Annotated in this window: 14 protein-coding genes and 1 pseudogene; 8 read left to right on the forward strand and 7 right to left on the reverse strand. The window is 32.7% G+C overall.

Annotated elements, in window-relative coordinates; genetic code table 11:
- Positions 1–144 precede the first annotated feature (144 nt).
- Positions 145–2,088, reverse strand: a complete 1,944-nt coding sequence (locus HMPREF2864_RS00255) for an ABC-F family ATP-binding cassette domain-containing protein (RefSeq protein WP_002461427.1) — start codon at positions 2,086–2,088, stop codon at positions 145–147.
- A gap of 265 nt (positions 2,089–2,353) precedes the next feature.
- Here HMPREF2864_RS00255 and HMPREF2864_RS00260 point away from each other — a divergent pair, with 265 nt between their 5' ends.
- The 7 genes from HMPREF2864_RS00260 to HMPREF2864_RS00290 all read left to right on the forward strand — a co-directional run bounded on the left by HMPREF2864_RS00260 (position 2,354) and on the right by HMPREF2864_RS00290 (position 9,792).
- Positions 2,354–2,989, forward strand: a complete 636-nt coding sequence (locus tag HMPREF2864_RS00260; RefSeq protein WP_002461426.1) for a redox-sensing transcriptional repressor Rex — start codon at positions 2,354–2,356, stop codon at positions 2,987–2,989.
- A gap of 419 nt (positions 2,990–3,408) precedes the next feature.
- Entirely contained in the window at positions 3,409–4,503 is a 1,095-nt protein-coding gene (locus HMPREF2864_RS00265) for a YeeE/YedE family protein (protein WP_062077870.1), read from the forward strand.
- Positions 4,504–4,519: 16 nt separating this feature from the next.
- The gene (locus HMPREF2864_RS00270; protein ID WP_002461424.1) at positions 4,520–4,744 is read left to right on the forward strand and encodes a sulfurtransferase TusA family protein; all 225 of its coding nucleotides are present in this window, start codon (positions 4,520–4,522) and stop codon (positions 4,742–4,744) included.
- A 194-nt stretch (positions 4,745–4,938) separates the two neighbouring features.
- Positions 4,939–6,183 carry an ammonium transporter gene (locus tag HMPREF2864_RS00275; RefSeq protein WP_070544731.1) on the forward strand — a complete coding sequence of 415 codons (1,245 nt, stop codon included), beginning with the start codon at positions 4,939–4,941 and terminating at the stop codon, positions 6,181–6,183.
- A gap of 99 nt (positions 6,184–6,282) precedes the next feature.
- On the forward strand, positions 6,283–7,233 hold the full coding sequence (locus tag HMPREF2864_RS00280) for a LacI family DNA-binding transcriptional regulator (RefSeq protein ID WP_002461422.1): 951 nt from the start codon (positions 6,283–6,285) through the stop codon (positions 7,231–7,233).
- 99 nt (positions 7,234–7,332) lie between these two features.
- Positions 7,333–8,817 carry a sucrose-6-phosphate hydrolase gene (locus HMPREF2864_RS00285; protein WP_070544732.1) on the forward strand — a complete coding sequence of 495 codons (1,485 nt, stop codon included), beginning with the start codon at positions 7,333–7,335 and terminating at the stop codon, positions 8,815–8,817.
- The gene (locus tag HMPREF2864_RS00290) at positions 8,818–9,792 is read left to right on the forward strand and encodes a carbohydrate kinase family protein (protein ID WP_070544733.1); all 975 of its coding nucleotides are present in this window, start codon (positions 8,818–8,820) and stop codon (positions 9,790–9,792) included. It abuts the gene before it with no gap.
- 91 nt (positions 9,793–9,883) lie between these two features.
- Here HMPREF2864_RS00290 and agrA read toward each other — a convergent pair whose 3' ends face one another.
- From agrA to HMPREF2864_RS00320, 6 genes are all read right to left on the reverse strand, one after another.
- Positions 9,884–10,600, reverse strand: coding sequence for a quorum-sensing response regulator AgrA (gene agrA / locus HMPREF2864_RS00295; protein WP_002461418.1), 717 nt, complete (start codon positions 10,598–10,600; stop codon positions 9,884–9,886).
- 12 nt (positions 10,601–10,612) lie between these two features.
- Complete coding sequence (agrC, locus tag HMPREF2864_RS00300) at positions 10,613–11,902, reverse strand: quorum-sensing sensor histidine kinase AgrC (protein WP_070544734.1); 1,290 nt, start codon at positions 11,900–11,902, stop codon at positions 10,613–10,615.
- Positions 11,903–11,923: 21 nt separating this feature from the next.
- Complete coding sequence (agrD, locus tag HMPREF2864_RS00305) at positions 11,924–12,067, reverse strand: cyclic lactone autoinducer peptide AgrD (RefSeq protein ID WP_002477921.1); 144 nt, start codon at positions 12,065–12,067, stop codon at positions 11,924–11,926.
- A 2-nt stretch (positions 12,068–12,069) separates the two neighbouring features.
- Positions 12,070–12,636, reverse strand: coding sequence for an accessory gene regulator AgrB (locus HMPREF2864_RS00310; protein ID WP_070544735.1), 567 nt, complete (start codon positions 12,634–12,636; stop codon positions 12,070–12,072).
- Between the two features lie 627 nt (positions 12,637–13,263).
- The gene (locus tag HMPREF2864_RS00315) at positions 13,264–14,049 is read right to left on the reverse strand and encodes a carbon-nitrogen family hydrolase (protein ID WP_002477923.1); all 786 of its coding nucleotides are present in this window, start codon (positions 14,047–14,049) and stop codon (positions 13,264–13,266) included.
- A 134-nt stretch (positions 14,050–14,183) separates the two neighbouring features.
- Entirely contained in the window at positions 14,184–14,807 is a 624-nt protein-coding gene (locus HMPREF2864_RS00320) for a nitroreductase family protein (protein WP_002461413.1), read from the reverse strand.
- A gap of 193 nt (positions 14,808–15,000) precedes the next feature.
- Between HMPREF2864_RS00320 and HMPREF2864_RS00325 the strand changes: the two are divergent.
- Positions 15,001–15,356 (forward strand): annotated as a pseudogene (locus HMPREF2864_RS00325) (hypothetical protein); the annotation flags it as partial.

Consider the following 15,356-nt stretch of genomic DNA (forward strand, 5'->3'; position numbering starts at 1 on the left):
TACAATTTACCTGTGGATAACTAGGATAACTTTGTGGATAGCTATCTTTATAGGTTTTATTATGTGAATAAATATTTTGACAAAGTCGTTAAAAAAAGCAGGAAAAGTAACAAATTGTACTTTTCTTGCTTTTTAACCGCGTGTTTAATTTAATAACATTTCTTGTAATTCTTCCCATTCAATTAATGTTTGTTCTAGCTTTTGTTCGGTATCAGATTTAATTTGGCTTAGTTCGTGAGATTTTTGTGGATTATTAAAAACTTCTGGTTGAGTTAACTGTTCATCAATATCAGTTATTTGTGTTTCAAAGGTTTCTATGCGTGTTTCACATTGTTCAATTTGACGTTCTATTTTACGTTGCTGACGTTTGTGTTCTTTTTGATTAAAATAATTTGAATGATTATCGTTGTTAACATGGTTTTTCTCCAATTTATTGTCAGCACGTTGTATGTTTTCATGTGCTTTGATAGCTGCTTGTTCTTCGGTTTTTTCAATATAATATTGATAATTACCAAGATATATCTTACCGCCGTCATGATTTAAATCAAATACTTTATTGGCTAATTGATTTATAAAGTAGCGATCGTGTGAGATAAAGATAATTGTACCTTCAAAGTTTTGGAGTGCTTGTTCTAACATTTCTTTAGAATCAATATCTAGATGGTTTGTAGGTTCATCGAGAATAAGCACGTTATCACGCTGTAACATTAATAAGGCAAGTTGTAGGCGTGCTTTTTCTCCTCCAGATAAATCATTGATAATTTTCTTAACATCTTCTTGTACAAAGAGGAAACGGCCAAGTACAGCGCGAATATCTTTTTCATTCATATTAGGATATTGGTCCCACAAATAATTTAAAATTGTTTTATTCGATTTAAATTCAGCTTGTTTTTGATCATAATAACCGATTTGTAGGTTTGCACCAAATGTCACACTGCCACCAAGCTTTTCTTGTTTATTAGCAATGGTTTTTATCAGCGTTGTTTTACCTACGCCATTTGGTCCGATAACGGCAATATGATCTCCTTTCGTAATTTCAATATTAATTTCTTTTGTAATGGGCGTGCTGTAGCCAATAAGTAAGTTGTTTATATGCATCACGTCATTGCCTGTATTGCGCTCAAAACTAAACTGCATATTAGCACTACGTGCATCGAGCATCGGTTTATCTATGCGTTCCATTTTTTCTAACATTTTGCGTCTACTTTTAGCCATGCCACTAGTAGATGCCCGGGTAATATTCTTATCGACAAATGTTTCGAGACGTTTTATTTCATCTTGTTGCTTTTGATATTCTTGCATACGTTTTTGATAATACTGATCGCGTTGTTCAATAAAGCGTTCATAATTGCCGACATAATGCTTTACTTCACCAAGAGCTACATCATACACTTGTGTGACTATTTTATCTAAAAAATAACGGTCATGACTAATAATGACAATAGCACCTTGAAAATATTTTAAATAATCTTCTAGCCACTGAGTTGTTTCCATATCTAAGTGGTTAGTCGGTTCATCTAGTAATAATAAATCGGGATTGTTTAATAACATTTGAGCTAATGACAAACGTGTTTTCTGACCACCACTAAAATCATTTATTGGTCTATCGAAATCTGTCTCAGTAAAATTTAGACCGTGGAGTATCGTTTTTATTTTACTTTCATATTGATAACCATCTTGATGTTCAAATTGTGAACTCAAAGATTCGTATCGCTCCATGTGCTGTTGATAATCTAGTGATTCATAATCATTTCCATGTTGTGCTAACCAATCGGTTTCTTGTTTAATTAACTGTTCCATATTTTTAAGATGGGTAAAGGGTTTAGCCATTTCTTCAAAAACTGTGGCTTCAGAATTTAAAGTCATCTGTTGAGTGAGATAACCTATTGTTAAATTTTTAATTTTAGAGATATGGCCATGATCGTAGTCTTCAACGCCAGCAATGAGTTTCATCAAAGTGGATTTTCCAGCGCCGTTACGACCGACAATGCCGATACGTTCTCCAGTTTTAATTTCAAAATCGACATTTGTAAATATATCTTCACCATCGAATGATTTTGAAATGTCATTAAGTTGTAAAAGTATCATTCAACCTTCACCTTTCTAATTAAGAAAATAAAATATAAAATAATAGTATATAAATGGTTTTCATAATCTATTGCATAACGTTACTATTTATTTTACAGTATTACATTTAAACTTGGAAATAGGACATGTTTTTTTTATTAAGTTACGGTATAATGAGCCAGTATGTTCTTTATTAGATGAAATACATTTTATACGTAACTAATTTTGCTCTAATTAGTTTGAATAAAAATACTATAAACCATTCAAACAAGAGGGGGACAAAAAGATGGCTAAAGATGGTGTCAAAATACCAAGAGCAACCTTAAAACGCTTACCGCTATATTATAGATTTGCTCAAAGGGTTAAATCAAAAGGATATGACCGCGTAAATTCGAAGACAATCAGTGAGGCATTGAATATTGACTCAGCTACGATTAGACGCGATTTTTCTTATTTTGGTGAGCTAGGTAAAAAAGGATATGGCTATAATATTGATGGCTTGTTAGAATTTTTTAAATCTGAATTAAGTGATAGTGATACCATAGAAATAGCACTTGTAGGTGTAGGTAATTTAGGTAAAGCACTACTTAATTATAATTTTTCGATTCATAGTGAAATGACGATTACTGAAGCATTTGATATTGATGAAACGATGATTGGTCAACAAATCGGCCAAGTAACTATAAAACATATTGACCGCTTAAAAGAAATATTAGCTAAAAAAGATATCGATGTTGCAATTTTGACAACGCCAGAAAAAGCGGCACAAGATGTTGTCAATCAATTAGTTGATGCGAATATTAAAGGCATTTTAAATTTCACTCCACGTCGCGTTAAAGCACCATCTACGGTTCAGGTACAACATATTGATTTCGGAATTGAGTTACAGTCGTTACTTTTCTTTATGAAAAACTATTCATAATTATAGAGAATATATATTGGAAGTGTAATGAAAGTCAAAAAGACTTTTGTTACGCTTTTTAAATTTAAAGAAAATATTATTACTGTTTTTTTATGCTTTCAAATTAGAATCGCTAAAAGATAGTTATGATATTTCTAGCTTTAATTGTAGCATTATATTTAGCAATCATTTATCTAATTTTTGGTCACTCAAATGCTTTAATACTGTGTCGGTAGTAGGTTTTCTGAGGGGGGTATGTACAGAAAAAATATTATTAGAAGTGGTCTTAGTTTTAATCATACAATTTTCAATAGTTATCCATGATCTTTAATACGTTTAACAATGAATTTAATTATCTGAATTTCTCATTTTCAATATTTACAGTTACTAACACAGTAATGTATAATATCTTATTATTATTATCGGAAAAGAGGGATTGAATGATTTGGATGATTATTAGTGGTCTTATTGTAGGAGTATTATTAGGTTTTGTAATGCAACGGACAAGATTTTGTCTTGCTGGTGGCTTTAGAGATATGTATGTACAAAAAAATAATAAGATGTTTTATGCGCTACTTGTAGCAATAACCGTACAGAGTGTCGGTCTAGTTATCTTAACAAGTTTAGGATTGTTTGCTATACCAGATAGTACATTCCCAATAGTAGGAACTATTATCGGTTCATTTATATTTGGTATCGGTATAGTATTAGCTGGTGGCTGTGCAACAGGGACTTGGTATAGAGCAGGCGAGGGATTGATTGGCAGTTGGATCGCATTGATCATGTACGCTTTAACAGCTGCAGCAACAAAAACGGGCATTTTATTACCTGTGATGACTTGGGTAAATCAACCTACAAATGTAAATGCAAGTATGGCACAAACAACCGGTATTCCAATGTGGATATTTGTCATTGTACTTACTGTTATCACGCTTTATGTTGTTATTAAAACATTGCGTAAACCCAAACCTAAGGTAGCAGTTCCAAAATTAAAACAAAAATATCACGGTATTAGACATTATTTGTTTGAAAAACGCTATCATCCGTTTGTAGCTGGTATTGTTGTTGGTTTAATTGCTTTATTAGCGTGGCCAATGAGTATTTCAACTGGACGAGATTATGGCTTAGGGATAACTACGCCGTCTGCAAATCTTGTAACTTATCTCATTACTGGTGATTCAAAACTTATTGACTGGGGCGTACTACTGGTTCTTGGTATTTTTATAGGATCATACATCGCAGCTAGAGGTGCACATGAATTTAAATGGCGCTTACCAGATATACGTACGATTCGAAATAGTGCAGTAGGAGGTATATGCATGGGCTTCGGTGCTTCTGTTGCAGGTGGTTGTTCAATAGGAAATGGTTTAGTAGAAACAGCTATAATGTCGTGGAAAGGTTGGATTGCACTTTTTGCAATGATTTTAGGCGTGTGGTTTACAAGCTATTTTATTTTTATAAGACCAATGAAACAAATACAGCAAACAGATAAAAAAGCGAATAAAACAGTATCTCAAACACAATTATCATCATAAATAGGAGGAATAGTATATGGTATATGAATTAGGTACAGTAGGAATGGTTTGTCCATTTCCATTGATAGAAGCACAAAAGAAAATGCAAACATTAGATGCTGGTGATGAACTAAAGATTGACTTTGATTGCACTCAAGCTACAGAAGCAATTCCAAACTGGGCTGCAGAACAAGGATATCCAGTGACAAACTATGAACAATTAGATGATGCATCATGGACCATTACAGTTCAAAAAGCTTAAAGTAAGATTTAAATAGATATAAAAAATAAACAATGGTTAAAATAAACTGTGAAGAACCTTCAGACATTTGTACTTCACAGTTTATTTTTCGATCCACCTTGTTATATTATGTTACATATTGTGTTAATTTATCTTACGTATTTTTGTCATTTTTTTAGAGTATCATTATGATATTTTTAAAGGAAGTGGTAATTATGAAGATGGATGACACAATATTTTTATTTTTATGTACATTACTCGTATGGGTAATGACACCGGGGTTAAGTTTATTTTACGGTGGTCTTGTACATTCTAAAAATGTACTTAATACAGTGATGCAAAGTTTGACAGCCATGGTGATCGTAACGTTTACCTGGGTTTTGCTTGGGTTTTCGTTAAGCTTCGGAAAAGGGAATATGTTTATTGGTAATTTTGACTTTATAGGATTACAACATGTTGGTTTTGAAATTAATAGTCAACTTAGTCCGCATGTTCCGTTTGCATTATTCATGCTTTTTCAAATGATGTTTTGTACGATTGCTATTTCAATTCTATCAGGTTCAATTGCTGGACGAATGAGATTCTTTCCATTTATGATATTTATTTTTATTTGGGTACTTGTTATTTATAGTCCAGTTGCACACTGGGTGTGGGGTGGTGGTTGGATTCAACAATTAGGTGCACTTGATTATGCAGGCGGCACAGTCGTTCATATTACATCAGGTATTTCAGGCTTAGTGCTAGCCATTATGATAGGTAGTGGCAAGAAAGTTGAGAAAATCAAACCTCACAATTTACTTATTGCCTTGATAGGTGGGATTTTAGTATGGATGGGTTGGTATGGCTTTAATACCGGAAGTGCATTTGCTTTTAATGGCGTTGCACTTACATCATTTATTAATACTGTTATCGCAGCTAGTGGAGGTGCGTTTGGTTGGTTAGTATTTGAATATATTATAACTAAGAAACTGAGTTTACTTGGATTATTATCAGGTGTGCTTGCTGGTTTAGTCACAATTACTCCAGCTGCTGGCTATGTTACTACACTTAGCGCCTATATCATTTCAATTGTAGGAGGTATCTTCTGCTATATAGTTATTAATCATATTAAAGAAAAGTATAAATATAATGATACACTTGATGCATTTGGAATACATGGCGTGGGTGGCATTATTGGTGCCATTTTGACAGGCATCTTTCAATCCCATCAAGTAAATTCGGACATTACAAATGGCTTAATATATAATGGAGACTTACACCCAATATTTATCCAAAGTATTGCTGTTGTTATAGTAGTATTGTATTCTATCCTTTTGACATGGATTATCGGTAGAATATTACAAAGAATAAGCCCTATTGCAACTACAGTTGAGGAGGATGAAGTAGGATTAGATCAGATTGTGCACGGAGAAAATGCCTATTTCTATGGAGAATTAAATAAATTGAACAAAAGGCATTAAATTTTTAAGACTTAAGTATAGATAAAAAGTATTTAAAGCGATTACATTTATGATAAAATAAGATATAAAAGAGAAACAGAGTGATTAGGTGTGACGAAGATGAAAAATATAGCAGATATTGCCAGATTAGCTGGTGTTTCTAAAAGTACAGTTTCTCGCTACTTAAACAATGGATCGGTAAGTACAAAAACAAAAGAAAAATTAAGCAAAATAATCAAAGAGCAAGATTATCAACCTAACCAATTTGCACAAAGTTTACGTGCTAGACACACAAAAATGATTGGTGCGATTATTCCACGTATGAATTCACATGCTGTAGATGAAACTATCAAAGGCGTTGCACATGTCTGTAAAGAGTTAGAATATCAATTACTGCTTAATTATACCGGACTGGATCTATCAGAAGAAATTATTGCACTAGAGACACTATCAAGAAGTAAGGTTGACGGTATTATTTTAATGGCAACGCGTATCACGCCACAACATTTAGATGTAATTAATAAGATAAATGTGCCGGTTATTTTAGTTGGTCAAGAACATTCTGGCGTTAATAGTATTATTCATGATGACTATTTAGCTGGTAGTTATGTAGGACGTCAAATAGTTGAAGCAAATTACAAACAAGTTTACTTCTTTGGTGTCACTGAAGAAGATAAAGCAGTTGGCCAACAACGTAAAAATGGTGTACTTGATATTTTAGCTTTGAACCATATTGACGTCCAAGTTTTTAAAACATCATTCCAGTTTATGGAAGCTAAGAATGATGTGAAATTGCATCTACAATCAGTACACACGGCAGATGCTATTATAGGAGCTACAGATACAATTGCCTTGGCTATACATAGTTATTGTTCGCAACCTCATCACAAGTTAATACCACATAAAATATATGGCTTTGGAGGAGATCCAATAACACAAATTGTGACACCGCAAATCAATACGGTAATGTATCATTATTTTAAAGCGGGTCAACAAGCTTTATCTCAATTGCATCGGCTCATAAATCATCATGATGCACAGCTACTGACAGTCATACCAGTAGAATTATAAAAATAACTAAATTTGTTATTGTCTTTGGATGGAACCGATACCATCTAAGTGATAAACTATGAATGAAAATAAGTAACAACAAATTGATGGAGGTAAATCATGAGTGAATGGACAAGAGAACAACGCTATCAAGGTATCGATGATGTTCCTCAATCACAATTAATTGAATTGAAACAAAAAGTTGATGCTTCACATTATAGACAAACGTATCATATTCAACCTGAAACAGGACTTTTAAATGATCCTAATGGTTTAATATTTTATAATGGGACTTATTATGTATCACATCAATGGTTTCCATTAGGAGCTGTTCATGGTTTGAAATATTGGTTTAATTATACTAGTAAGGATTTAGTAAGTTTTACCCCGCACGGCCCCATTTTAGAACCAGATACTGCATACGATAGTCATGGTGTATATAGTGGAAGTGCTTTTGAATACAACGGTCAACTTTACTATATGTATACCGGAAATCATAGAGATTCAGAGTGGAATCGACACTCTAGCCAAATGTTAGCTAAAGTTGATGAGTATGGTGACGCAGTAAAGTTTGAAAAACCAGTTATTCCAGCACCACCAACGGGATATACACAACATTTTAGAGATCCAAACGTTTTTCAAAAAGATGGGCAATATTTTATGATTATCGCAGCTCAAAACGAACAAGAAAATGCGTGCTTATTACTTTATAAAATGGAAGAACAGGTTAATGAATGGGCGTTTGTAGGTGAAATAGCGACACAGTTATCGAACTTTGGTTATATGTGGGAATGTCCGGATTTTTTCAAACTTAATCAGACTGACGTTTTACTATTTTGTCCTCAAGGTATTTCCCCTGAAGGAGAGCGCTATAATAACATCTACCAATCGGGCTATCTACTAGGAACATTGGATACTCAAAAGCCAGCATTTGAGCATCAAGATTTTAAGGAGCTTGATTATGGATTTGATTTTTACGCACCACAAACCTTTCTAGATAAACAAGGTAATCGCATTCTCATTGGTTGGATGGGTATGCCTGATACGCACTACCCAACAGATGACGAAGGGTGGGCACATTGCCTAACATTACCAAGAGTATTAACAGTTGAACATGGTAAACTTATTCAACGTCCGCTACCAGCGTTACAAAAGTTACGTCATAATGAAGAAACAGCTGAAGGGTATGCAAATAAATTCACAACAAAGTTACATCCATATGAGGGACTACATTATGAATTAATAATTGATATTCTAGAAAATGAAGCTTCCGAAGTTTATTTTGAATTGCGAACATCAAAACAACATAGCACGCTGATTACTTATAATAAACAAAGTCAGCGGTTAACATTAGATCGCAGTGATAGTGGCACTTTACCAGAACCGGTTAAGGGAACAACAAGAAGTACGATTTTAGATACACCATTATCCCAATTACAAATATTTGTCGATACATCAAGTATAGAAATTTTCTGTAATAACGGAGAACGGGTGTTAACTTCACGGATATTCCCAGATGAGCAGGCAACAGGTATTAAAACGTCAACCGAATCAGGTCAAGTTTATTTAAAATTTACAAAATATGAGTTAAAGGATGAAAAATAAATGAGAACCCTTTATGCTATTGGAGAAGCATTGATTGATTTTATTCCAAATGTTGTTAATTCGGAATTGAAAGATGTTACAGGATTTACAAGACAAGTGGGTGGTGCACCAGCAAATGTCGCGAGCACAGTAGCGCGTCTTGGAGGGCAAGCTCATATGATAACGCAGTTGGGTCAAGATGCATTTGGTGATATTATTGTTGAAACGTTACAACAAATTGGCGTAGGGACGTCCCATATAAAACGTACTGACATCGCTAACACAGCATTAGCTTTTGTCAGTTTAAAGGAAGATGGACAGCGTGACTTTTCATTTTACAGAAAACCATCTGCAGATATGCTATATCATCCAGATAATGTTGAAGAAATTGATGTGTCATCAGAAGATATCATGCATTTTTGTTCAGTAGATTTAATAGATAGTGATATGAAACAAGCGCATTATAAACTCATTGAAAAGTTTGAAGCGCAACGTGGAACGATTATTTTTGATCCAAACGTTCGCTTACCTTTATGGAAAAATGCAGCAGATTGTAAAAAGGCAATAAATGAGTTTATTCCTAAAGCAAATATTGTCAAAGTTTCTGACGAAGAGCTTGAATTTATTACTGGTGAATCATCATTAGAAGCGGGTATTCAAGCTTTATTTAAAGGGCACGTGGAAGCGGTAATTTATACTGCAGGCTCCAATGGTGCGTCCATCTATTTGAAAAATGGTAAACATATCTATCACGAGGGATTTACAGTCAAAGCTATTGATACAACAGGTGCTGGAGATGCATTCATTGGAGCAGTTATAAGTCGCTTATTATTAGCTGAAGATACACCAGTGACACAACAGCTTGAACAAGATGGCGCAGAGATATTAGAATTTAGTAATTGTGTTGCATCTACTGTAACAACAAAATATGGTGCTATCGAAAGCATTCCAACCTTAGAAGAAGTTAAACAACAATTAAACAAAAAAACTAGCTAGAGCGTTTCTGTGAATATTAATGGGTGGTGGACAAAGTCTGATTTATTGTCAAGATTTTGTCCGCCACCCATTATTTCATGTTAACTAATAATTATATTTTTTTAACATTGCGTACTGATGCATAACAATGTTCACCATTTTTAAAATATACAACACGTTCTTTTGAATTGATTGAAGAGATATTGTGTCGATTGACAACAAAACTATTATGGCATCTAAAGAAACGATCATCGATTTGACTAATTTGTTTTAGATTACCATAAAACTCAATTTGACGATTATCTAAATGTGCAATCAATCGATGTGAATTTGTTGATGATTCAAAAAACATCACTTCATCATATTGCACATATACAGAATTACTACCGCGCTTAAGCTCTATCGTTTCAACGGTACGTTCTTTTGACAATAACTTTAAGCGCGTATGTGCGGTTTCAAGGCAATCGATAATACGAGTTTTAAGTTCGGCAGGGTCATCTTTAAAAATAAAATCCATAGCCGATACTTTGTAAACAAAAGTTAAATATGTCAGCTCACTATGACTTGTAACAAAAATTATGTTACCTATCGGATCATACTTTCTTATTTCGCTACCTAACTTGATACCGTTTATGTCAGCTTCTAATTGAATATCTAAAAAATAACAACCAACATCCTCATTTTCCTTTGACATTTTTAAAATTTCATAAGGATTATCTGTAGCTAAAGCAATTTCCATTGGTTTTTCTTCAATCATGATATAGTTATTGATGATCTCAACCATATTTTCACGTTGTTTAACATCATCTTCACAAATGTAAATCTTCATGTCTTCACGTCCTTATGGTATATTATTTAAAATTTCTACTTTTTGTATGAAATATCCATTATCAATAGTAGTATCAAGTAAAGTATTTGGTGTTGCATCTATAATTTCTTTTAAATTAGATAAACCTAAACCACGATTTTTGCCTTTAGTAGAAAAATTCTCTTGAAAAAGTTCATGAATTTTGGGCGTTGTATCGCTACATTTATTCATTACAATAAATAACACAGAATCCTCATTTTTTATAAAGGCAATGCGGATTAATGCATCTTCTAAACTTTCTGAAGCTTCAATGGCATTGTCAATGATAATGCCAATCACTCGACTTAAATCAACTGTGTTCATTTCAATATGTTCAATTAGTTCTGGAACCTCAATGCTGATGGGAATGTTTTTTTCTTGCGCTTGTAAAATTTTGGTTGTCACAAGACCTTTGATGGCACGAACCTTTAGCTTATCTGTACCATTAATTTTAATAGAATTCATTTGTAAATTGTCTTTCATCGATACAATATTATTATTAAAATATTCTCTTAAACCCGGCATATCATCTTCGCGTATATACTCAGACATGGTAGATAAAATATTAACATAATCATGACGGAACTTACGCATTTCGTTATTAATCGATTCTATTTGCAGCGTGTACTCGTAGTATGTTTCTATCTCTTTTAAATTACGCTTATACTGCATCTCCCTATGTACAGAGAATGTAATAACGATGATAAAAATTGCAAGGAAAAACAATATTCCTACAAAAATAATCGCAAATATTTTTAAATCTTGATATTCTTGTTTAAATATTTGCGTGTATAAATAGAGCATGATCAAAGATAAAATAAGGAAAATAGATATTACTGATATGTATATTTTGTTGAAATACAGATAGGTTTTTTTTAGCTTATTAATTAGAAACCTAATGAAATAAGCACAAATTATTGATATTAGAGTAAACGAAACTAATATTATTATTATTTGAACTATATAACTTAAAGAAAAATAATCAGCAATTACACTAAGGATGACAGAAATATAATTACTAACATACATAATAAGCGCAGAACCAAAGATTGCTAAAACGGAATATAAGCCTATTTTCAAATAAAAGAATATTAAACATCCAATTATCAAAAATATTAAAGACTGTCTACCTATCACGCCAAACAGTATAGTTGAAGGGATTATGATACCAAAAATGGCAAAATAATCCCTCATTTGAAATTTAATATCGGCTACTATTTTAGCAACAAATAACAACATTAAAGATTGAAAAATTGACAATGGTATACTATTTAATAAATCCATTCTTTACACACTTTCTATTAATTACTTTCTTTGTAAATCAATTAATTCTTGTGGTACTTCTGGCTCATCAAAATAAGCGTTACAAATATCTTGAGCAGAAAAGTTTCCGATAAATTCAAAAATTGCACTAATCCCTTTTGTAAATAATCCGCTTAATAAGTTCATGATTACGTTTCCTCCTTGGAAAAGAATATTGGTAATAACGTAATAGCTTCAATGCACATGCCTAAAGCTATTAATTGCATGTATGGCTCACTTACAAACAACATTAGCACCAAAAAACAGATTGAAATAAGAATGGCATTTCTTTTCTTTTTCTTTCTGAGATGGGGCAGTATGGGTTGTTTTTTAGTTGCCGATGGTGCGTAACATATAATAATTATGAATGCGATAAATGCTAGCAAAATCATGAATGTCCAAGACACTTGAAAATGCACAATTGACCAAGGTAATGCCACAAATAAAACTAAATTTTGAATGTGGCACAACAATGATGACCTTGCGTGTGCACCATGCGCAAAACGTCTAACGAAAAAATACGTTAAGTGTGTAATTAATGTGTAAAGAAAGGTATGGAATAAAAGAGCAACACCATAAGTAACAATAGTTTTGAAAAAATTACCTAATGCGACTTGTAAGCCTAGGCGTATCTTCAAAAATTGAATATGGTCTAGATTGTTTTGACGCTGCAAGTATCTAGCAAATCTTTCAATTTTTTTGTCTATCGCCTTCAAATTAGCGTCACGCTCCTTGGTATCATTATACAATTTTACGCAATTCATTTGATCATTAATGCCTAACTGTTTAATTCGCATACAAATATGTTATATATATGTTCTTTGTTTAATTTTAACATATTTAAGATACAGTTAAGAATAAAAATGAATTAGTTGAGAATTTTTAGACTATTTATGTAATTATCATGTTTTAATATAGACATATCACAGAGATGTGATAGATATTGATAAAGCTTTTTGAAAACTAATTGGATTGTAGCTACGATAAGCTTTTCAATTTTCCAACAATGATTGTAGTAAGTTGTTGGAGCTGTATATTCTCAATAATAGAAGTTATTCATTCTTAACTATGTTTTCTTCGTTAAATTGATTAATTATTGTTAAGCCATCCCAACTTAATGATAATTGATGAATTGCTAACATTGAGTTGTGTAGGGCTCAATGTAGATAATTACGCTTAGCTACTTAACTGTAGAAGGTAATTATTGTACTAGTGTTACTCTAGTCAGAAGATTTTCATAATTAATAACATCCCCAAATTATTATTGAAAATAACTGTAAAAACATTCCCTTAATAAGCGAAAAAAGTCGTGAGTCACTCCCAAACTCACGACTTTTATTTGTTTATTTGTATAAATGTGGCACTAAGCTGTCAAATACAGGTATTGCTTTACGTTGTTGTTCAACTGCATCTATATCTATAGTAACTGTAAGTTCTTTTTCGGTGGTAGATAATTCTTGAATGATTTCGCCATTAGGATTAATAACCACGGAATGTCCGGCATATTGCGTTTTTCCATCATACCCACAACCATTACATCCTATTACATACATATTATTTTCGATTGCACGTGCTTTTAGCAACACTTGCCAATGGTTAAGACGTGCACTTGGCCACTGTGCAACATAAAATGCAATTGTCGCACCGCTTCTTGCAGGATATCTTAGTAATTCAGGAAATCGTAAGTCATAACAAATCATTTGTGTCACTTTTACACCGTTTGATAATTTAAATGTTTCTGGAACATTTTTACCAGCAGTTAGGAATGCTGGTTCATCTAACATGGGAACTAAATGCATTTTGTCATATTGGTTTATCACTTTACCAGTTTTATCAATTGCAAATGCAGTATTAAATATGTGGTCATGATGCTTATTTGATACAGACCCAGCAATAATATCTACTTGATATTGTAGTGCTAAATTTTTAATGAAATCTGTACTTCTTTCTAAATCAAAATCTGCTTTTTCTTCTAGTTGCTCTAATGCATATCCATTATTCCACATTTCAGGTAGAATCACGACATCAGTGTCTTGTTGTAAAGAATTCGAAAACCATGTTTTTATTTTATGTTCATTTGCATTCACATCTGCATAAGCAACGTTAAATTGTAAAAGTTGAAGTTTCATCGTTTCACTCCTTAGGTGATTGTTAAATCTAATTTACTAAAAACAATAAAGAAACGCAAAAAGAGGGCAAGGAATAATCAATTTTGATTTATTCTGCCCTCGTTTATATAAAAAGCTATTTATAATGCTATGGATTATTTTCGTACAAGAAAGCGTGCGTCGACAGGTTGAATTTCTTTTTCATTAGGTTCTTCACGCACATCTCCAAATGGCATTTGAGCCATTAATTCCCAAGTTTCAGGAATATCAAAGTCTTGATGTGTTACTGCATCAACCAGTGGATTGTAGTGTTGGAGTGAAGCACCAATACCCTTTGTACTTAGAGCAGTCCAAATCGCAAATTGATGCATTGCGTTTGCTTGTGTTGACCAAATCGCAAAATTTTCTGCATAAGAAGGCATTTGTTCTTGTAACCCTTTAACTACAGATTGATCTTCAAAATATAATATTGTACCGTAAGAATGTTTAAAGTTATCGATTTTTTGTTCAGTTGCAGTGAAGTCTCGATCAGCACCCATTTTTTCTTTTAATACAGCTTTAGTATTATCCCAAAATTGTTTATTCTTATTATTCAATAATAAGACAATTCGTGTTGATTGTGAATTGAAAGCGGAGGGCACATGTTTTATTGCTTGAGTCATAATTTGTTCTAATTCCTCATCACTAATAGAAATGCTTTCTTTTAAATTATAGACTGTACGTCTTCCCTCGATAGCATTTAGAAATGATTTTTCACTATTTTTGCTAAATAAACCCATTTTAAAAACTCCTTTGCCTTTTAATATACTTAGTATAATAGATATACTCAACGAAGTGAAATAAATTTACTTTAAAGTTTCAGAAATATTAATATTACTTTTCAATAATAATAATTAAATGCATATGTATGTAAACTTCTTTATACTAGTAAGTGAAAGAAGTCATGTCATGTAGAGAGGAGGTGGAATAGAGATGACACGAAAAAAGACAAAGATCAAATATTTATCTGCAAGTTTTGCTATTGCTGTAAGCACACAGGTTATAAGTCCGCATATAACTCATGCACAGGATAATACACTATATAACGAAGTTACTAATGAAAAACCACCGGCTCATTCAGATAATTTATCACAAGACAATAGTAACCAGAAAGATTCAGATAATACGAACCAACCAAGCAATTCGTCAAATAGTGCCAACAATGAAGGCAAAGACAACAGACCAAATAAGCCATCGGATGGTACGGATAACGGAGGCAAAGATAACAGGCCAAACAAACCATCGGATGGTACGAATAACGGAGGCAAAGATAACAAGCCAAACAAGCC

The sequence above is a fragment of the Staphylococcus sp. HMSC059F04 genome, from assembly GCF_001812565.1.
GTDB classification, from domain to species: Bacteria; Bacillota; Bacilli; order Staphylococcales; family Staphylococcaceae; genus Staphylococcus; species Staphylococcus lugdunensis.

What these genes read in the sequence shown, in the direction of transcription:
- HMPREF2864_RS00260 (WP_002461426.1), top strand. Translation starts at nt 2,354, where the DNA reads ATGGCTAAAGATGGTGTCAAAATACCAAGAGCAACCTTAAAACGCTTA.
- agrA (WP_002461418.1), bottom strand. Translation starts at nt 10,600, where the DNA reads ATGAAGATTTACATTTGTGAAGATGATGTTAAACAACGTGAAAATATG.
- HMPREF2864_RS00275 (WP_070544731.1), top strand. Translation starts at nt 4,939, where the DNA reads ATGAAGATGGATGACACAATATTTTTATTTTTATGTACATTACTCGTA.
- agrD (WP_002477921.1), bottom strand. Translation starts at nt 12,067, where the DNA reads ATGAACTTATTAAGCGGATTATTTACAAAAGGGATTAGTGCAATTTTT.
- HMPREF2864_RS00270 (WP_002461424.1), top strand. Translation starts at nt 4,520, where the DNA reads ATGGTATATGAATTAGGTACAGTAGGAATGGTTTGTCCATTTCCATTG.
- HMPREF2864_RS00290 (WP_070544733.1), top strand. Translation starts at nt 8,818, where the DNA reads ATGAGAACCCTTTATGCTATTGGAGAAGCATTGATTGATTTTATTCCA.
- HMPREF2864_RS00315 (WP_002477923.1), bottom strand. Translation starts at nt 14,049, where the DNA reads ATGAAACTTCAACTTTTACAATTTAACGTTGCTTATGCAGATGTGAAT.
- agrC (WP_070544734.1), bottom strand. Translation starts at nt 11,902, where the DNA reads ATGGATTTATTAAATAGTATACCATTGTCAATTTTTCAATCTTTAATG.
- HMPREF2864_RS00320 (WP_002461413.1), bottom strand. Translation starts at nt 14,807, where the DNA reads ATGGGTTTATTTAGCAAAAATAGTGAAAAATCATTTCTAAATGCTATC.
- HMPREF2864_RS00255 (WP_002461427.1), bottom strand. Translation starts at nt 2,088, where the DNA reads ATGATACTTTTACAACTTAATGACATTTCAAAATCATTCGATGGTGAA.
- HMPREF2864_RS00280 (WP_002461422.1), top strand. Translation starts at nt 6,283, where the DNA reads ATGAAAAATATAGCAGATATTGCCAGATTAGCTGGTGTTTCTAAAAGT.
- HMPREF2864_RS00285 (WP_070544732.1), top strand. Translation starts at nt 7,333, where the DNA reads ATGAGTGAATGGACAAGAGAACAACGCTATCAAGGTATCGATGATGTT.
- HMPREF2864_RS00265 (WP_062077870.1), top strand. Translation starts at nt 3,409, where the DNA reads ATGATTTGGATGATTATTAGTGGTCTTATTGTAGGAGTATTATTAGGT.